This window comes from Rhizobium tibeticum, from assembly GCF_900110205.1.
GTDB classification, from domain to species: domain Bacteria; phylum Pseudomonadota; class Alphaproteobacteria; order Rhizobiales; family Rhizobiaceae; genus Rhizobium; species Rhizobium tibeticum.
Genome location: NZ_FOCV01000006.1, coordinates 49,502 through 69,103, shown reverse-complemented (window position 1 = coordinate 69,103; position 19,602 = coordinate 49,502). Strand labels below are relative to the sequence as shown.

The following is a 19,602-nucleotide window of genomic DNA, read 5'->3' as shown; positions in this document are numbered from 1 at the left end:
TTAAAGGGGTAGCTGCACCCGTTTACGGCGTGCAGCCGCAGTATGCGGAGCTGCAAGGCTTCCGGGACGGCGGAAGCCTTGCAGCCGATCTTACCATTCCATCCTCTCACGGCTCCCGGATTGCGCTATCAAGCCCACGCAGTATCGGATAGAGGAAGTATGAGATGACGGTGCGTCGGCCGACCATGATCTCGGCTGAAACTGTCATGCCAGGAAGCAGTCGCACGGGCTCATCCGAGCCTTTCAGCCTTGGATCTGCAAGCGGTATGCGTGCCTTGAAGTAGGGAGCGGGCGTTTGGTTCGCCGCCTCCTGCTGTGACGGGGTGAATGCATCGCGGCTCACCGTTCTCACTGTTCCAGACGCGGTGCCATATTTTTGGAACGGGTACGCATCGAACTTGATCCGGGTTTCCTTGCCCGTGGTAATGCGGCCGATGTCGCGCGTGTTGACCGAGACCTCGGCCTCCAGCGGTACGTTGAGCGGAACCAGCGTCACGATGGGCTCAGCCTCTCGAACCACCGAGCCGACGGAGCGCGCGGCGAGGTCAAGCACGACCGCATTGGCTGGTGCGGTCAACGCTACCATGTCGCGCCGAAGCTCCATCTTCTTCAGTTCCTCGGCGGCAGTGTCGCGCTGGCTACGCAGGTCTACAAGCTGCTCCATGGCTGCGCGTCGGAAGTCCTCGATGAACGCTTGCCGGTCGGCCTTGAGCTTGGACAAGGTGTGTTCGGCTTCATCAGCCTTGCCTTGGACCGCCGTAAGGGTGGTTTCCACGTCAAGACGGGCATCACGCGATCCCAGAAGCGTAATCAGAGACCCGCTCTCGCGATCATACAGCCGTTCCCTGGCGCCCTCGATCTGTGACAGCGTTTTGCGTCGATCCGCAAGAACTGCCTCCTGGTTCCGGCTTGAAGCAATCGTCGCCGCCTGGGCGGCAATCTGCTGATCGTAGTTCTGCAACTGTGCCGCATAATAGGCGCGGCGCTGCCCGAACAATTGCATCTGAAGCAGTTCGTCGCGCGATAAGCCCGCCGTCTTGGTGTAGTCCGTGCCGGCAAGCTCGGCTTCCAGGCGTTTCACCTGGGCGTCGAGCGCTATGAATTTTGCCCGTTGCTGGTCGACGTCAGACTGGCTGAACGTCGCGTCAAGCGTGGCGAGCACCTGGCCTTTCTTGACGATCTCTCCGGCCGTGACATTGATCGTTCGAATGATCGACGTCTCGAGCGGTTGCACCACGATGGTCGGCATCGTCGTAATCAGCTTGCCGGGCGCAACGACCACCTCATCGATCGACGAAACGGACGCCCAGACGATGATCGCGGTAATGAGCGCAGTGATGCCGTAGAGCGTCATGCGGGCGACCCTTGGCGGAGCCCGCTCTTCAAGCTCCACAGCATCGGACTGGAATTCCGCGATCGCGGCCGGCAACGAGCGCCTGAGTGCTGGTTGCGTGACTGGGGCAGTCGTTGGAACAGGCAGGTTCTCTCTTGGTTTTTCAGCGCGCGCGGTCATGCTACCTGCCTCATCTGCTGTGACCACAGGTGACGGTATGTCATGCAGCGCGTCACGAGTTGATCATGCCTGCCGATATCGGCAATCTTGCCTCGTTCGACGACCAGGATGGCGTCCGCATCGACAAGTGTGGAGAGGCGGTGCGAAACGATGACCACTGTTCGCCCGGCCGCGATCTGGCTGAGGTTCTGGCGGATGATCGTCTCGCTGTCGGGGTCAAGCGCGCTGGTGGCCTCATCGAGGATCAGGAGTTTCGGATCGGTGATCAATGCCCGAGCTATTGCCAGGCGTTGCCTCTGCCCGCCGGACAGGTTCGAGGCGTTTTCCTCCAGCATGGTGTCGAAGCCGCGTGGAAGCCGCTCGATGAACTCTTCGGCGCCGGCGATACGCGCAACCTCCATGATCTCCTCGATGCTGGCGTCGGGCTTTGCTGCCGCGATGTTCTCGCGAACGGTGCCCCGGAAAAGGAAGTTGTCCTGCAGCACGACGCCGGTGCTCGTTCTCAGATGCACGAGGTCGATCTCCCGACTGTCATAACCATCCATTCGAATAATGCCCTGCTGGTTCTGATAAAGACCCTGGATGAGGCGAGTGATCGTGGTTTTGCCGGAACCGCTCTTGCCAACAACGCCAAATACGCAGCCGGCCGGAATGCTGAAGGAGACGTCGTCGAGCGCAGGGGCCCCATCCGGCCCATAGCGGAACGTTACCTTGTCGAATTCGATGTTGCCTCTAAGATGCGGGCGGATGCCGCGACCGCGGCCGGCTTGCTCCGGGCGCTGGTTCATGATCTCGCCAAGCATGCGTACCGAAAGCGCAACCTCCTGGTACTCGTGCACCATCGTCACGATCTGGACAAGCGGACCAGAGACCCGCCCAGCCAGCATGTTGAATGCGACCAGCGCGCCGATCGTCATGGCGCCGCTGAAGACGTCGAGCGCGCCAAGTCCGATAATGGCGACGCTCATCAGTTTCTCGAGAAGCCCGGTCATCGACTGAGCGACCGTGGAGATCTTCTCGACGCGGAAACGCACGGATATCGATTGCGCCGAGTAGTCGTCCCAGGCGCGGCGCTGACGCGGTTCGAGCGCCAGTGACTTGACGGTACGCATGCCGTGCACCGTTTCGACGAGCAGGGCCTGCCGGTCGCCTTCGGCCTTGTAGAGCGCCTGCAGGCGGCGCTGGAAGGGGCCGACAAGAAGCATGACGACGAGGCCGACGAGGGCAGCAAAACCCATGACGACGAGCGTGAGCTTCACGCTGTAGAGAAGCAGGATCGGAATGAAGACCAGCAAAGACACGCCGTCGAGAAGGGTCAGAAAGAGGCGCCCCGTCAGGAACTCGCGAATGCGGCCGGTCTGCTGCATATGCTTGACGAGAACGCCCGCCGATGCCTGTTCGAAGAGTGCAATCGGAAGATTGAGCAGATGTCCGAAGGTCCGCGTCGCGATCCTGATATCGATCCGGTTCGTCGCATAGAGCAGCAGATAGCGCCGCAGGAAGCTGAACGCGGCATCGAAAACAAGGGCAATGGCAATGCCGGCTGTGAGAACCGTCAGCGTTGCATAGCTTTGATGGACCAGCACCTTGTCAATGACGAGCTGGAAGAAGATCGGGGTCGTCAGGCCAAGCCCGTAAAGGACGATGGCCGCAAGCGCAACGTCGCGGAAGAAGCTGCGCTGCTTGATGATTTCGGGAATGAACCAACGGAAGCCGAACGGCTGGTCGGCGTCATGCAGACTATAGTTCCGCTTTAGCATCACCACGGATCCACGCCAGGATCTGGTGAACTGCTCCTCGTTCAGAAGAATGAAGTCGGGGCGCTCGGCCAAGGGGTCGAGGACCCTGATCTTTGCTTCTTCCTCACCCATCGCGGGTCCGGCAATGACGATCCAGTTACCGTTTTCAAGCTGGGCCAGAACCGGGAAGGCCTCGCCCAACTGGAGTAGCGACGACCAGTTGAGGCTGATCTGCCGGGCGCGAAGACCGGCATCCTTGGCCATCCGCAGCAACTGCCGGACTTCGACCGGCCGCTCGTCGACAGCATAGTCGTGCTGCAGGCGTTCGGGGGACAGATCGACGCCGTGATGGCGCGCGACGAGTGCAAGGCAGTGTAGATTGGTGTGCAAAAACGTACTCATGGCCCACCCGAGCGTCTGCGTTGAAAACCAGATGAAGGTTAGTTGAAGTTCGGCGATGCGTTTGCCGACGCACCAGACGGCTGGATGATTTCAGCCTTCGGGCTTGATGGCAGATCGTTGATACGGCGCACGGCCCCGGCTTCCACAAGTCCGGCCAGTGCTTTTTGCATCAGGTCGACTGCGTTCGCAAAAGCGTCGACCGGCATGATGATGCGTTGCCGGAAGACAGGCTTCGGGTTGTTGCTCGCATCGCGCTCGGTGGCCGACAGCGACATCAGATCGATGCGCACGATGGTGCCGGTGACGGTGATTTCGCCAATTCCGTCTGCGTAGAGTTCATTGCTCATTGTCGTCTCCTCGTTTTGATAAGTGATCATGGATGGTGATGCTGCGCGTGTTGCCACGCCGGGAACGGATCCGTGAGACGTTTGCCGAGATCAGGGTCAAAGCTTGCCTCTTCTCCGATCAGGCAGTCGTTAAGTGCGGCGCTGATTGCCTGCTGATCAAGGCCTGCGCCGATGAACACGAGTTCCTGGCGGCGATCGCCCCAGATCGTGTCCCAATGACGGTCGAGCAGCTGGCGGAATTGCGGATAGCGTGGCCAATGTGCCTTGGACACGCTCGCCCACCAGAAGCCCTTGGTGTCTGTGCGCCGCTGTGTGCCGGCAATGGAAAGCAGTCCGATTTCGTTCGGCCGTGTTGCCAGCCAGAAGTGCCCCTTGGCGCGAATGAGGCCCGGCCATTGCTGCGCGAGAAAGCGATCGAGCGCTGCGGGGTCGAAGGGGCGGCGTGCGCGATAGACGAAGCTCGAAATACCGTACTCTTCGGTTTCTGGGACATGATCGCCCCAGCCATAGAGCTCCTTGTGCCAGTACGGATGACGAGCCGACTTGGCTTCGCTGAACAGACCGGTATCCAGAATGAAAGAAAGTGGCAAGTCGCCGAAGTCTGTCTCGATGACGCGGGCGTCGGGGTTTAGCGCGGCAACGATCTTCCGCACCGTGGCGCGCATTTCTAAACTAACCTCAGAGATCTTATTGATGACGACGACATCGGCGAATTCGATCTGCTCCACCAGGAGATCGACGAGTGTCCGTTCGTCATCGGTGTCGCGGGTCTCCCCGCGATCGCTCAGGAAATCTGCGCTTGAGTAGTCTGCAAGCAGGTTCGCTGCGTCGACGACAGAAACCATCGTATCCAGCCGCGCAACGTCGCAGAGCGCACTGCCATTTTCGTCGCGGAAGGAGAATGTGGCGGCGATCGGCAGAGGTTCGGCGATGCCGGTGCCCTCGATCAGCAGGTAGTCGAAGCGATCGTCGCCAGCAAGCCGACGCACTTCGCTCAAGAGATCGTCGCGCAGCGTGCAGCAGATGCACCCATTGGTCAGTTCGACCAGCGTTTCACTGGTGCGCGACAGATTGGCGCCACCATCACGAACGAGCTCGGCATCGATATTGATCTCGCTCATGTCGTTGACGATCACGGCGACCCGGCGTCCTTCCCGGTTACGCAAAACATGGTTGAGGATGGTTGTCTTTCCCGCGCCGAGGAAACCCGCCAAAACCGTTACTGGGAGGCGCTTGTCGCCACCTGTCATTGATACTCCCCCACTCGCCATTACGCTGCGAGCTGCTGCCTGAATGCCACGTCCACATAGTAATTGGTGCTGTTGTATGTGCTTGTCGGGAACAGCCCGCTGGAGCCGTATCCATAGACGCCGTTGCCACCACTGAGCGCTGACGACATGGCCTGCAGATTGCCGTTTGTCGTGCTGTCACTGAAGTAGTTGCCCGTTGCCGAATAATTGCCATTCGTGCTGTAGGAGACGACGTATGTCGTGCCGGCATCGATTGCGACCTGTTGCGAGAGATTGACGGATTGCCAACCGCTTGCGCTCTCATTGGTGAAGGTCGCACTCGCAAGCAATGTGCCGCTTGCAGTCCAGAGATAGCCCGTGTGGGCTCCGGTATTTTCCTCACTCTTGTAGAAACGAATGCCCGTGATCCAGCCTGCCGCGTCCGACTGGAACTTCATGCCGAGATTGACCGGGCTGTTGTCATTGACCGAGATGATCGCAGGCGTCGTACCGGCGGCAAAGACGTTCTGCTCGCTACCCTGGTTGGAAATGGCGAGGGATGCCTGCGCCGTGGCCGTTGCGCCATTCGCGTCGATGATCGTGTAGGAGAAGCTTGCAGATCCGGTGTAGCCCGTCGACGGTGTAAACGTGATCATGTTCGACTGGCTGTCGAAGGACACCGTTCCGTTCACTGCATTGCCGACGCCGGTAATGGAAATTGCGTCACCGTCGGGATCGCTGTCATTGGCGAGTAAGGCTGACGCAAGGATCGTCAACGGCGTATTCGCTGCGCCCGAAATCCCGGTGTCGTTCGCAGCCAGAGGCGCTGCGTTTTGAGTTGCCGTTTGATAAAGTACGTCCACCCAGTAGTTTGTTGCGTTGTAGGTCGCAGTCGGGAACAGGCTGCCTGTACCGTAGGCATAGACACCGTTGCCGCTTGACGACGCCGTCAGAGCGCCATTGGAATGGCTGCTGGCGAAATAGTTTGGGGTCGCAGCATAGAAGCCGTTCGAGTGATAGCTCGCCACATAGGTCACGCCTGCCGAGATGCTGACAGGCTGCGAGAAGGTTACCGTCTGCCAGCCGCTTGCTGTTTCGTTCGTGAATGTTGCCGACGCCAGAAGGACCCCCGTGCTGCTCCACAGCGAACCGGTATGCGTACCTGTATCCTGCGCGCTCTTATAGTAGCGCAGGCCGGTGATCTCGCCTCGTTCGGAGGAAACGAACTTGACGCCGAGCTCGACGGATCCTGGATCGTTTTCCGCGAGATTGGTCGGTGTGTCGCTCGACGAAAACAGACCAGTGCCCGTTGGCTGCGGGCCAACGGTTAAGCTGACCGTTGCGGAGGCAGTTCCACCCCGGCCGTCAGCAATAGTGTAGGAGAAGTTTGCTGCTCCGACGTAGCCTGCCGTCGGAGTGAACATAATCGTATTCGTGATGCTGTCGAAGGTGACCGTGCCGTTTACCCCGTTCGCAACGCCCGTAATCGACAGTGGATCGCCGTCCGGGTCATTGTCGTTTGCTAGAAGAGCTGCCGAGGCGATTGACAATGCCGTATTTGCGTATGTGCTGAAGCCGTTGTCATTAGCTGCAACGGGCACTGAATTCACCGTCGATTGGTTGAATACGACATCGACCCAGTAATTGGATGCCTGATAGCTAGACGTTGGGAAAGTCGTGCCAGTTCCATAGGAATAGACACCGTTCCCGCCGCTTGCCGTCGCCGAAAGGCCAGTCAGAGCACCATTGGTATGCGCAGAGTTGAAGTAGCCCGCTGTCGCAACGTAGGTCCCGGTCGTGTGGTAGGACGCCACATATGTCACCCCGGCCTGGATTTGGAGCGGATTGGAGAACTTCGCAGTCTGCCAGCCGCTTAAAGACTCATTTATGAACGTTACCGTGGTCAGCAGCGTGCCATCGGCGCTCCAGATGGAGCCAGTATGAGTGGCGGTAGCGCCGGCCGCCTTGTAGAATCGAATTCCGGTGATCGAACCGCTGCTCGATGCCGTAAACTTCATACCCAACTCGATGGCGGAATTGTCGCTAAAGGCTTGCCCGGTTGGCCCTTCGTTTGGTTGAAACAGCGAGACACCGGCCGCAATCTCCTCCACAGAGACGGTTACGCTTCCCTGATCCGTTCCTCCTCGCCCATCGGAAAGCGTGTAGCCGAAGCTGGCCGGACCGGTGTAGTTCGCGTTCGGTGTGAAGATGACGTTGCCAGTTTGAGTGTCCAGAGCAACCGTTCCGTTGACTGCGTTGCCGACGCCAATGATCGTCAGGGCATCGCCGTTGGCATCGGTATCGTTTGCTACAAGAGAGGCAAATGACACTGTCAAACTGCCGTTGCGCGAGATGGTGAAGCCGCCATCGTCGGTTGCAACGGGTGCAGTGTTCGGACCGGCGTCGAACACGACGTCAACCCAGTAGTTCGATCCGCCAGAGTTATTGCCCGGAAAAGTGCCGGTGGCGCCGTATGCATAGGCGCTGCCGCCATCGACTGCCTTCAGCACGCCGCTGCTGTAGGTCGAGCCCGAGGTGAAGTAGTTCTCGGTGACAGAGTAATAACCATTGCTGTGATAGGAGGCGACATAGGTCGTTCCAGCCGAAATATGAATCGGCGAGGAGAACATGACTGTTTGCCAGCCCGAAAGAGATTCGCCCGTCGACACACCGGTCGCAAGCAGCGTACCATTGGCGTCCCACAAACTGACCGGATGCTCACCGATGTTGTAGAATCCCTTGTAGAAGCGGATCCCCTCAATGTAGCCGCCCGTGGTCGACTGAAAGCGCAGTCCGAGTTCGACACCGTCGCGGTCGATCGCAGTTTCGAGCGCGGGTTTAGATGCCAGCGTCCAAAGACTCGTTGTATCGGGCAGGGTTACGGCAACCTGCTTTCCGGAGGATGGCGTCTCCAGGTTGACACTGTCATCCACAGCACGTGACATGATCGTGTAGGTACCGCTCGCCTGGACGACCCAGTTGTAGCTCCAGTTTTCGCGGCCGGTTGCCTTGAACCAATGCTGTCCGCCGTCGGTCGAAACCTCGATGCCGGCGATGATGCCCCCGCCGAAGTCCTGGGCGGTGCCAGTGATCGTCACATGCTGGCCTTCGACGAAGCTCGCACCAATGATTGGCGACGTGATCGTCGATGTTGGCTTGACGCTGTCGGTTGATTGCGTGGCGAGGATAAGGCTGGCGTCCAGCGTGGTTGGCTGGATTCCCATGTCTGCAAACATGTTGACCATGGCTTGCTGGACATTAGGGTCGGTTGGCGTGGACGTACCCTGGTGTTGGTCGTTCAGTCCCCATGACCAGAAGACGGTGCCGGCGCCGAATACCAAGGCTCCGCTTTCGGCTCTGTACATTGTCAGGCTGTGGTTTGCGACAGCATCGCCAACGCTTGTGCCATAGTCACGAAGATAAGTGTTAACCGCCACCGAAGAGAGTGACAGGTTGATCAGGCCGTCCGGTCTGAACCCGTTTTCGACGTCGGAATCCCATTCGTAGCCAAGCAGGTTCTGAACGAGATTATAGGTTTCGCCAGGCTGAAGGTTGGCAACGTCCGTGTTGCGCCAGAAACGAAGATTTGAATAGTCGAACGGTATGGAAATGGTGTCGGCGCGGTAGCTGTCGACTGTGAACATGGTTCCGGTCAGTGAATTCTCCGGCTCCTGTCCGGGATCAGCATAGCGTGGATCCCGCCATGTGCCGGTGCCGATGTCACTCGGATCGCTGCTCGTTCCCCAGGTCTCCTTGTAGCACACCATCGTGCGATAGGCTTGACCGTTGCCGTCGATGCTGCTTTCCCAACGAACCTTCCAGTAGCATTCGTTGCCGCTCCAGAAGGCGAGGTTGACGCCGCTGTCACGTGCGGCCTCGACATTGGCACGCTGCTCGGCAGACCAGTACTCGTCGTGTCCGACCGACAGATATGCTTGATGGTTGAGGAGCAGATTGCCATTTCGTGCCGCATCGACTCCGGTGACATAGGATACGTCGTAGCCGTTCTGCTCAAGCCACTGGATAGCAGAATGCTCGACGCCGAAAATGTAATCCCACGTTCCGCCGATCGGGCTTGTGTTCGTGATAATCGGACGGTTGTAGCTGATCGCAGATGCACGACCGATCGCCGTCAGGCCGCAACTGCAATTGGGCGGCAGGTAGCCGATCATATCAGCAGGATCGACTGGAACCTCTCCGTAATAAAGGCTTGCCCCACCCCACGCATTGTAAGCCTGCCAAGTGGTGTCCGAGGTCTGGAAGACGATGTCACTGGTTGAGGCGTCGTCACGCACGACGAATGGAATAATGCTTGCGTCTTCCGTGCCGTCCTCACGGACCAGCTTGGCGATGTAGACACCCGATACGGCGTCTGCCGGAATCTGCCAGCTCGCCGAAACAGACCAGTTTCCGCAGTCGATCAGGCCAAGAGACATGTCCACGATCGGGTGAGGCTGTATCTGCGCCGTCGTCAGTGACTTGTCGATCGAGGCAACCTTGCGTGCACCGTCGCCGCCGTAGTAGCCCAGACGATAGATGTCGATGCGGTAGTGGGTCGAGTCAGTCGCGATCTTGAAGTCGACTGTCTGGCCAATGTTGGTGCTGATTTCGGTTGCAAAGCCCTGAATCGTGCCGCCGCCGTCGCCGTCGAGGCCCCACTCGCTGATCGGATTGCCCTGTTTCTTGTTTTCGTCGGCGATCTTGTTCGTGACGGGGGCGGCGACAGCCGCCGTTGTTACAAACGCCAGCGGAGCCGTCGTCGCTGTGGCCGTGGGCGCAGACGTCGAAGCGGAGGAAATATCCTCACTTGTCGCTTCAACACTTGTCGTTTCAACACTTGCAGCCGAGGAGAGCTGCATGATGGGAGCACTCGACGTATCACTCACGCTCGAGACTAACGAGGCAGTGGGAGCGTCCGACAAAGCGGGCTCCAGAGACGTTGTGGCTATAGCAGTGGTGGGGTCGGGTGGCAGGACGGTGCGTGGCTTTGCTGCTGGTTGGGAAACATCCGTCGAGCTCGTTGTTGGCGTTGTTGCGGCATCCAATGCGAAGATGGCACTGCTGTCGACCGGTGAAACGGTACTTGCTTGTGGCGACACTTGCTGCGCGGCCTCCCCATTCAGGAGAGGGGATGCCGCAGCCGGAGATCCCGTCAGCGAGGCGTTCACCGATCCCACTGCACCCAGGTCAGCAATCGGCCGGTCGCCGCCAGTCGACGAAACCATCGTTGCGTTCACGAGGAGAGCACTGCCCGCAGTCGCTGCGCTGTAAACACTCGAGGTGCCACCGTAGGCGCTCAAATAATCGCGGTTTTTGATGCTGATCCTCAACATTCCAAACGCCCCCAATCGCAATGCGACACATGTCCACGGGCACTATCCTGTCACGTTTGTGGCGAGAGAGAACGACAGTAATCCGCAGTATCCGGCACGGCAGGGCATACCCCGATAGGCTTATTGGTGCGTGTATGAGGCGCTGAGGGCCTACCGGATGTCGGCGGCCAACCCTTTGCCCGAAGAGGATTGGTATCGTTTTGAAATCCGATCCTTTTCACGGGCCGCATATTTCCCGGGCGTACCGATCGCGCCGGACGCAGTCGCGAGTGTCAGGGTGAGCGCATCTACCTTAACGAGAGATTTGATTGGGACAGTTTCAGAGATGAGGAGGCCTCATCTGGGTGGCGACGGTCGGGGCAGCGTGGCGGCTTTTGCGTCATGAACCGCGAACGGCCGCTCGAACATCTTGCACTACCTGCGCGCGCACCAAACCGCTAAGGAAGAGTTCCCGGTGGGGGCGAAACTCTCCCTCCGTACGCCATAAAGTTGACCTCGAAATACCTCTTTAGGCATCAACTCACGATGCTTTGATAAATTCCAAGACATGAATAGTCATATTAAATTGCGTCGGGGCTGGGGGTTGAGAGTCCCAAGGGAGGAATAAAGCAATGGGTATCGCCAGCATTGCAAGGCGAATTAGAGAAAAAAATCTCGCTTATATACTAGGACGCTTCAGAACCGTTCGCGTGGCATACAGCTCAGGTCGAGGTGCAGTCGAGTTTCTCAGACCCCCGCGCAAAAGCACGGGCAAGTGGCTGATGCCGACCCTCTTTGGCGATGCAAAGATTGCCGATATTGTTCAAACCATCCGAGATGAAGCCGTCTTCGTCGGCTTGAACCTGCCCGGTCATATCGTCGACGAGATCAAGACCTTCGCGCTCTCTGAGCCTTTGCACGCGATCTATGATCCGAAAGGACCGACCTTTCGCTATTTTGATGTCTCAGGCGGGGTAGCGGCCGACGGAAGACCTATGCCGATTGGTGGCGTATCAGACCCTGCGCGATGCCCTGCAGTGCAGAAGGTCATCAATGATCCGGTGTTGCGTTCAATCGTTCGCAAGTATCTCGGTCACGAGCCCAGAAAGATCACTACGATTCTCGATTGGAGCTTCGCATCATCGATGAGCGACGAGGAACGACGCCGCTTGAAACATGGCGTCATCGACTATCACTACGACGTCGAGGGCTACAATTTCGTTTATGCGAGTTTCTACATCACGGACACGGACCGCTATTCGGGAGCGCACGTGATGATGAAACGCTCGCACAAGCGCAAGCCCTTGCGAATGCTGTTCGGGTCGGCGCGTGCAAGCCAGGAGGCGGTCCACAGGCAATATGGTCAGGAGAATGAAATTACCATCGAGGGGCCTGCCGGCACGGGCTTCGTTCAGGACACCTCCTGCTTCCACAGGGCATCTCCTCCCACCCGTGGCGATCGGCTGATGCTGGCAATCCGCTTCATCAACTGATCTTCATTTGGTGGTGCCAGTCGCGAGATGAGTAGGTGCGTCCAATTGCATCACCTGCTCATTCCGACAGCGCGCGCGCTGCTTACCGCCAAGCTCGACGACCAGCCATTGGTCACGGCCTTGCAGGCGGTCGATCAATGGCACGAACGTCCATCAAGAAATTTGCCATCAGCCTCGTGACCGACAATCTTGAAGCCGAACCAGCCTCAAATGTGGGTCCCTGGCCTTTTCAGATCCCGGGTTCGTTCAGCACCGACAGGGCGCAGGCTGTGACACGAGAGGCCGCTGCCAAAGACGCGAACTCCCCCCGTGAGATCGTCGAGGCGGCTGAGATAGACGGGTGCGGGCAAGAGCCGCCCCGTTTTCACATGCAGATCTAACGTCACCCTTTTCGGCCGTTTTGCACAAGCCTGCTTCATGTCGCAATCAGCGGCCGTCGCCGATTCGACACTGCAAGCGCGTGCAAATGCGGGCTCTCGTGAAGCCGACCCTGGCAGCGTCTGTCATGAAAGTTTCATATGTCGCTGTCGACCGGGAAGCTTGCACGCTCTTGCAGCAACGTGCAAAACTCATCGAAACCGGAGATCCAACTGCGTGTCCGAAAAGCTATTTGTTAGCGCCCAGGAGGTCGCCGAGAGGGCGGGTGTGTCGCGATCGGCGGTATCGCGGACGTTCACGCCGGGTGCAAGCGTATCAACGGAGACCCGGCGCAAGGTGCTCGAGGCCGCCGAAGCGCTCGGCTATCACGTCAATGAGCTCGCCCGCGGTCTCATGCGCAATGAGAGCGGCATTGTTTGTCTTATCGTGTCGGATGTGGCAACACCCTATCGTTCTGCTCTGCTGCGCGAACTGACACTATTGCTTCAGAACGCCGGCAAGGTCGCCATGCTGATCAATACGGATCGCTCAGACGGCAGCGTTGATCGCGCACTTCGCCAGGCGATCCGCTATCGCGCGGATGCCTCGATCATGCTCTCGGGAATGCCGGACAAATCCATCGCGCAACTCTGTCTGCGCAGTGGACAGCGGCTTGTCCTCATCAATCGCGATGACGAACAGCCCGGTCCTTTGCGGATTAATCTCGACGATGACGAGGCGGCCGGACGTGTGGTTACGGCGTTCGTCAGGGCGGGATGCCGAAAGCTCGCTTTCGCCAACTCGGAAGCTGGAACACCAAGCCTGATGGCCCGAGAACGGGGATTCGTCGCGGCAGCGAATGCGCTCGGAATCAAGGTTTCCGTCGAACGCCATGGCTGGACGGGCTACGAAGCGGGGAAAGTCCTGGCACAGCGAATGTTGACACGCACCGAGCGCCCGGACGCGGTCTTCTGCGCAACCGATCTGCTGGCTTGTGGATTCATGGACGCCGCGCGCCACCAGTTTTCGATGTCGGTGCCCGACCAGCTCTGCATTGCCGGCTTCGACGATATCGAGCAGGCCTCATGGTCTTCCTACGACCTGACGACCTTCGCCCAGCCGGTTTCAGCGATAGCTTCCAAGGCGGTGGAGTGGCTTTCGCAACCGCAACCGCAACCGCAAAACGATGACACCATTTGCGCGCAGTCAATCAGACTTCATGCCGAGCTTGTTTGGCGGGGCTCGATTCGGGGCGGCTAGCGAATGCGCCTCAAGAAAATCCCCTCCCATCGCGCCACACGCCGAAAGAGGCGTAGAGAATGTCAGCGCTCTGCAGCATGCTTCTGGTGAAAAGGAGCTCCAGCCAAGGTGGCAAGGATGACGAACAATAAAAGGTGCTGCGAGCCGCTGCACTCAGTTTCCCATCGCCGAGCCTCGCTTTGCGCGTCTTGGCAGTCACGTCCGACCCCTAAGGCCGGATCATAAAAGAGACGCTTGGTGCGCGAACTGTCGTGGTTCTTTTTTATCTTCTGCCGATTGGGCCGGAAATCCCTCTTCCCGCGCAGCATGATCCTGGCTCGAAGGGCTCTATCCAGAACGCGGCTGGCGCCGAAAGCCGGGCGAATTTGCCGATGCCTGGCACTGCGTGCGCGGCGGTTACTTCCATTCCCAGAATAGATTAGACGAGAAGGGCCGGTGCTGCACCATGCTGCCCGCTCGATGAGCCTTCTGCTCGTAGGCTGCGGCTTCCGCCTCTCCGTTCAATCCAACAAAATGCATCCTTGTAGACATTGTCTTTGGTTGTCCCTTCTGGCGGTAGACGAAATGCACCGCGCAGGTCGGGTACTGCCAATTGTCGGTTAGAAGCTCGGCGAACTGCTTCGCGTCCTGCTCGCGCCCCTGTCCGGTGAAGGCCAGAAACTGGCCGAGATTGAAAAATCCGCTGAACAGAGCATAGGCACCTTGCTGCTGCATCTGGACGGCTTGACCGGTCGCAAAGTCGCGGCGGTAGGACAGGCCCTCCGTCAGACCTTTCCCTTTCTTTGCGGAGTAGCTGACAAGGTTCTTTTGGGCTAGCAGTTCCATCGTCAACTCGTAGGTCTGATAGCGCTCCGCGTTGACGTGAAGGTCATCGATCCTGGCTTTCAGGTCAACGATGTAGTCTCGATACAATGCGGCCGCCATTCTCAATTGCTCCGTCAGGGTGGAGCGCGCTAGCTATCAGATAATGCCCCAGCTCCCAAACCGATATTGCGCCCTGCGATCCGTGCCTGGGACTGAAATCGCTTCAGACGTGCAATGCGTGCCCAAGCGCCTTGAGGGCGGCCTCCTGGAGCGCTTCGCTGCGCGTCGGATGCGCATGGATCGTACCGGCGAGATCCTCAAGCCGCGCGCCCATCTCGATGGCCAGTGCAAAACCCGCCGAGAGTTCGGAAACACCGACGCCGACGGCCTGCAGGCCAAGGACGAGATTGGTGTCGGCCCGGGCGACGACGCGTACGAAGCCCTCCTCCGACAGCATGGTCATCGCCCGCCCATTTGCGCTGAACGGGAATTGTCCGACGCGGATCGCATAGCCTTGAGCGCGTGCCTCGTCCGGCGAAAGCCCAGCCGTCACGATTTCCGGATCGGTAAAGCAGATCGCCGGAATGCAGCGTTTGTCCCAGGCGCGCTTCCTGCCGGCAATGATCTCGGCGACCATTTCTCCCTGTGCCATGGCGCGATGAGCCAGCATCGGTTCGCCGGTGACGTCGCCGATTGCATAGACGCCCCGCATCGACGTGCGGCAGCGATCATCGATGCGAAGGTACGGCCCGCTCCGATCGAGATCGAGCTCTTCGATACCTGAGCCTGCCGATCGCGGCTGCCGACCGACCGTGACAAGCACCCGGTCGGCAGGCAGCAGTTGCTGTTGTCCGTCCGATGTCTCGACGACCAGCGCGTTGCCGTCGTCCGAGAGGCTCTTTGCCTTCGCTCCCGTCAGGATGCGAATGCCGAGATCACCAAGCCGGCGCGCGACGGGTCGCACCAGGTCGGCATCATATTGCGGCAGTATCTGCTGCATGGCTTCGACGACTGTTACCTCTGACCCCAGCTTGGCAAAGGCCGTACCGAGTTCGAGGCCAATGTAACCGCCTCCGACGACAACCAGTCTCTTCGGCACTTCGCCGAGGGAGAGCGCCTCGGTGGACGAGATCACCCGACCGCCGAAAGGGAGGGTGGAAAGTTCCACGGGCTTAGAACCTGTGGCGATAACAACGGTCTCTGCGCGGATGACCTGCATGCCTGTCTCGGTCTCGACCTCGACGGTCTTACCGTCGCGGAAGGCCGCGCGGCCGTGAACGATCTTGACCCTTGCCTTCTGCAGCAGCGCGGAGACACCGCTGTTCAGGCGGCCGACGATGCCGTCCTTCCAGGCAATGGTCTTGGCGAGGTCGATGGTTGCGCCCTCGATACGGATGCCCATTGCGTTCCCGCCGGTCAGCATCTGCTTCGCAGCACCAAACTCCTCGGCCGCATGGATCAGGGCCTTGGAAGGAATGCATCCGGCGTTGAGGCAGGTGCCGCCCGGCTTGTCAGCCTCGACGATGACGGTGTCGAGACCGAGTTGCCCGGCTCGAATGGCGCAGACATAACCGCCGGGACCAGCGCCGATGACGAGAAGCTTGCAGACGATCTCTTTCATGGATCCTAACCTTCGATGAAAATCAGGGCGGGTGTTTCGAGAAGCACCCGGACACGTTGGACGAAGGTGGCAGCATCCCATCCGTCAATGATGCGGTGGTCGAAACTTGAGGATAGATTCATCATCTTGCGCGGCACGAACTGCGTGCCATCCCAGGCCGGACGCACGGCAATCTTGTTCACGCCGATAATGGCGACCTCCGGGTGGTTGATCACCGGTGTCGAGACGATGCCGCCGAGCGCGCCAAGCGAACTGACGGTGATCGTCGAGCCGCTGAGCTCGTCGCGGGTCGCCGTACCGGCGCGCGCCGCCTCCGCCAGGCGGCCCATTTCGATCGCGCAATCCCATATGCCACGTGCCTCAGCGTTCTTGACGACGGGCACGACAAGTCCGGCGGGTGTCTGGGCGGCAATGCCGATATGGACGGCGCCATGCCGGGTGAGGATGCCTTTATCGTCGTCGAAGGTCGCGTTGACACTCGGTTGGTCGGCCACCGCCTTGACGATCGCCCGCATAAGGAACGGCAGGACGGTAAGTTTCGGCTGCTCCGGCTTGCGGTCGCGGTTCATCGTGGCCCGCAGCTCTTCCAGCGCGGTCATGTCGACTTCCTCGACATAGGTGATGTGGGGAATGCGAGAGGTCGACAGCGACATCTTTTCGGCGATCCGGCGCCGAAGACCGGTGAGTTTGACCTCCTCGGTCGAAGTCTTTTTCGCAATGGCCGGTTGGAGAAAGGGCAGTTCGCCGCGTGCGATGAATTGCTCGACATCTTCTCGAAGGATGCGGCCGGCGGGGCCAGACCCCTTGAGCTGACGCAGGTCGACGCCGCTTTCCCTTGCCAAGAGTCGAACGGATGGCGACGCCAACGGTTTTTCTGCGGGAACCGGGGCCTGAGGTCGTGGTGAAGGGGCAACCGTCGGCGCAGCTGTCTCTTTTGGCTGAACTGCCGGGGTCGCACTCTCAGGAGCCTTGGCGGCAGCAGCGGTAGGCGCGTCGACCCGTTCGATCGCTCCACCACCGCCCGTCTCGATGCGCACAAGCGGCGCCTTAACCGCGATTTTGTCGCCGATCTCGGCACCCAGCCAGACGACAGTCCCCGTGACCGGCGACGGGATCTCGACGGTCGCCTTGTCGGTCATGACGGCGGCGATCACCATATCTTCCTTTACCGGGTCGCCTGCCTTGACATGCCATTCCACGAGTTCGGCCTCGGCCACGCCTTCGCCGACATCGGGCATCTTGATGATGAATTCGCCCATGTCTCAGGTCTCCATGACTTCGGCAAGTGCCCGCCCGACACGTCCGGGGCCGGGGAAGTAATCCCATTCCTGGGCGTGCGGATAGGGTGTATCCCAGCCGGCGACGCGCACGACAGGCGCTTCAAGATGGTAGAAGCAGTGTTCCTGCACGAGCGATGCGATCTCGCCGCCAAATCCCGATGTCAGCGTCGCCTCGTGGACGACGACGCAGCGTCCGGTCTTGTTGACGGATTGCACGATGGTATCGAGATCAAGGGGCAGCAGACTGCGCAGATCGATCACCTCGGCATCGATGCCGGTGTCCTCGGCGGCCGCCAGCGCGACATGAACCATCGTGCCGTAGGCGACCACCGTCACCGCCGAGCCCGGGCGGCGAACGTCGGCCTTGCCGATCGGAATCGAATAGTGACCTTCAGGCACCTCGCCGAGCTCGTGCTTCGACCAGGGGGTGACGGGCCGTTCGTGATGGCCATCAAACGGCCCGTTGTAGAGCCGCTTCGGCTCCAGGAACATCACCGGATCCGGATCCTCGATGGCGGCAATCAGCAGCCCCTTTGCGTCATAGGGATTGGAGGGCACTACCACCTTCAATCCGCAGACATGCGTGAACAGCGCTTCCGGGCTCTGGCTGTGCGTCTGGCCGCCGAAGATGCCGCCACCTGTCGGCATGCGAAGGACGATCGGGCACGTAAAGTCGCCGTTCGAGCGATAGCGGATGCGGGCCGCCTCCTGCGTAATCTGATCGTAGGCCGGATACATATAATCGGCGAACTGGATCTCGACGCAGGGCTTCAAGCCGTAGGCCGCCATGCCAATGGCCGTGCCGACGATGCCGGATTCGCTGATCGGTGTATCGAAACAGCGTGTCTTGCCGTATTTCGCCTGTAACCCTTGAGTGCAGCGAAACACGCCGCCGAAGTATCCGACGTCCTCGCCGAAAACCACCACATCGTCATCGCGGGCCATCGAGACGTCCATGGCGCTTCGCACGGCTTCGATCATTGTCATCCTGGCCATCTCAGAAACCTGCCTTCTGCCGCTGGCGGCGAATGTGGGGTGGCATTTCCGCATAGACACCTTCGAAGATGTCGCGCACCGAGGGCCTGCCACCGGCATGCAGCGTGCCGTGATGTTCCGCCTGCTTCTGGGCTTGGATGACCTCGTCCATGATTTCGGCCTCGGCCTGAACATGGCGTTCTTCCGACCATGCGCCCCTGACGACCAGATGCTTCTTCAGACGCAACACCGGGTCACCCAACGGCCAGGCTTCGGACTCGGTCTTCGGCCGATAGGCGCTTGGATCGTCCGATGTCGAATGGGCGCCGACGCGGTAAGTGACGTATTCGATCAAGGTCGGCCCGAGGTTGCGCCTGGCTCGTTCAGTAGCCCAGCGAGCGACGGCGTAGACGGCAAGGTAATCGTTGCCGTCGACGCGCAAGGCCGGAATGCCGAAACCAAGTCCGCGCGCGGCAAAGGTGCCGGAGCCGCCACGCGCGATCCCCTGGAAGGTGGAAATCGCCCACTGATTGTTGACGATATTGAGGATGACCGGGGCCTTGTAGGTGGAGGCGAAGACCAAAGCGGAATGAAAATCGGATTCTGCCGTCGAGCCGTCGCCGATCCAGGCCGCCGCGATCCTGCTGTCGTTCTTGATGGCCGAAGCCATGGCCCAGCCGACGGCCTGCACGTATTGGGTCGCCAGATTGCCTGAGATGGTGAAGAAGCCGTGCTCCTTCGACGAATACATGATCGGCAGTTGACGGCCGCGCAACGGATCGCTTTCATTCGAGAAGATCTGGTTCATCATCTCGACCATGGGATAGTCGTCGGCGATGAGAAGGCCTGCCTGCCGATAGGTCGGGAAATTCATGTCGCCCTTGCGAAGGGCCTTGCGAAAGGCGCAGCTGACGGCTTCCTCGCCGAGATGCTGCATGTAGAAGGACGTCTTGCCCTGGCGCTGCGCCATCAGCATGCGGGCATCGAAGGCGCGAAGCTTCATCATGTTGCGCAGGCCGGTCAGCAACTCCTCGTTGGAAAGCATGCCCGACCACGGGCCGACGGCTTCGCCCTCCCGATTGAGCACGCGGATGATCGAATAGGCAAGGTCGCGGATCTCTTCCGGCGCAACGTCGATCTCGGGGCGCGGCACTACACCGGCCTTGGCAATCTTCACGTTGGAAAAATCAGGTTGGCCGCCCGGTCGGACGGCGGGTTCCGGAACATGGAGGCTCAGTTGAGCTGCGTCCGTCATATCGTCTTTTCCCTC

At 59.7% G+C, this 19,602-nt stretch carries 13 protein-coding genes; 3 read left to right on the top strand and 10 right to left on the bottom strand.

Annotated elements, in window-relative coordinates:
* Window positions 1-106: 106 nt before the first annotated feature.
* From BSG20_RS08630 to BSG20_RS08610, 5 genes are read right to left on the bottom strand one after another with little or no spacing between them, the layout of a single operon-like run.
* Window positions 107-1,513, bottom strand: coding sequence for an HlyD family type I secretion periplasmic adaptor subunit (locus BSG20_RS08630; RefSeq protein WP_072373567.1), 1,407 nt, complete (start codon window positions 1,511-1,513; stop codon window positions 107-109).
* Entirely contained in the window at window positions 1,510-3,654 is a 2,145-nt protein-coding gene (locus BSG20_RS08625; RefSeq protein ID WP_072373564.1) for a peptidase domain-containing ABC transporter, read from the bottom strand. The genes BSG20_RS08630 and BSG20_RS08625 overlap by 4 nt, the downstream gene beginning before the upstream one ends.
* 38 nt (window positions 3,655-3,692) lie before the next feature.
* Window positions 3,693-4,001, bottom strand: coding sequence for a hypothetical protein (locus tag BSG20_RS08620; RefSeq protein WP_072373986.1), 309 nt, complete (start codon window positions 3,999-4,001; stop codon window positions 3,693-3,695).
* A gap of 26 nt (window positions 4,002-4,027) precedes the next feature.
* Window positions 4,028-5,251 (bottom strand): GTP-binding protein, encoded by a 1,224-nt coding sequence (locus tag BSG20_RS08615; protein ID WP_072373557.1) that lies wholly within the window; start codon window positions 5,249-5,251, stop codon window positions 4,028-4,030.
* A 20-nt stretch (window positions 5,252-5,271) separates the two neighbouring features.
* Window positions 5,272-10,089, bottom strand: a complete 4,818-nt coding sequence (locus BSG20_RS08610; protein ID WP_244541288.1) for a DUF4082 domain-containing protein — start codon at window positions 10,087-10,089, stop codon at window positions 5,272-5,274.
* On the opposite strand from BSG20_RS08610, the gene BSG20_RS37305 reads away from it, so the two are divergent.
* From BSG20_RS37305 to BSG20_RS08595, 3 genes are all read left to right on the top strand, one after another.
* Window positions 10,088-10,501 (top strand): hypothetical protein, encoded by a 414-nt coding sequence (locus BSG20_RS37305; protein WP_244541287.1) that lies wholly within the window; start codon window positions 10,088-10,090, stop codon window positions 10,499-10,501. The genes BSG20_RS08610 and BSG20_RS37305 overlap by 2 nt on opposite strands.
* An 823-nt stretch (window positions 10,502-11,324) precedes the next feature.
* Window positions 11,325-12,035: a phytanoyl-CoA dioxygenase family protein gene (locus BSG20_RS08605; protein ID WP_244541286.1), complete on the top strand. Its 711-nt coding sequence runs from the start codon at window positions 11,325-11,327 to the stop codon at window positions 12,033-12,035.
* A 594-nt stretch (window positions 12,036-12,629) separates the two neighbouring features.
* Complete coding sequence (locus tag BSG20_RS08595; protein WP_072373545.1) at window positions 12,630-13,652, top strand: LacI family DNA-binding transcriptional regulator; 1,023 nt, start codon at window positions 12,630-12,632, stop codon at window positions 13,650-13,652.
* Window positions 13,653-14,048: 396 nt separating this feature from the next.
* Here the strand turns inward: BSG20_RS08595 and BSG20_RS08585 are convergent, their stop codons facing one another.
* From BSG20_RS08585 to BSG20_RS08565, 5 genes are all read right to left on the bottom strand, one after another.
* Window positions 14,049-14,576: a hypothetical protein gene (locus BSG20_RS08585; RefSeq protein ID WP_072373536.1), complete on the bottom strand. Its 528-nt coding sequence runs from the start codon at window positions 14,574-14,576 to the stop codon at window positions 14,049-14,051.
* 103 nt (window positions 14,577-14,679) lie between these two features.
* Window positions 14,680-16,077, bottom strand: coding sequence for a dihydrolipoyl dehydrogenase (lpdA, locus tag BSG20_RS08580; protein WP_072373533.1), 1,398 nt, complete (start codon window positions 16,075-16,077; stop codon window positions 14,680-14,682).
* Between the two features lie 5 nt (window positions 16,078-16,082).
* On the bottom strand, window positions 16,083-17,336 hold the full coding sequence (locus tag BSG20_RS08575; RefSeq protein WP_072373531.1) for a dihydrolipoamide acetyltransferase family protein: 1,254 nt from the start codon (window positions 17,334-17,336) through the stop codon (window positions 16,083-16,085).
* 3 nt (window positions 17,337-17,339) lie between these two features.
* Window positions 17,340-18,353, bottom strand: a complete 1,014-nt coding sequence (locus tag BSG20_RS08570; RefSeq protein ID WP_072373529.1) for an alpha-ketoacid dehydrogenase subunit beta — start codon at window positions 18,351-18,353, stop codon at window positions 17,340-17,342.
* 1 nt (window position 18,354) lies between these two features.
* The gene (locus BSG20_RS08565) at window positions 18,355-19,587 is read right to left on the bottom strand and encodes a 3-methyl-2-oxobutanoate dehydrogenase (2-methylpropanoyl-transferring) subunit alpha (protein WP_072373526.1); all 1,233 of its coding nucleotides are present in this window, start codon (window positions 19,585-19,587) and stop codon (window positions 18,355-18,357) included.
* Between the last annotated feature and the right edge of the window lie 15 nt (window positions 19,588-19,602).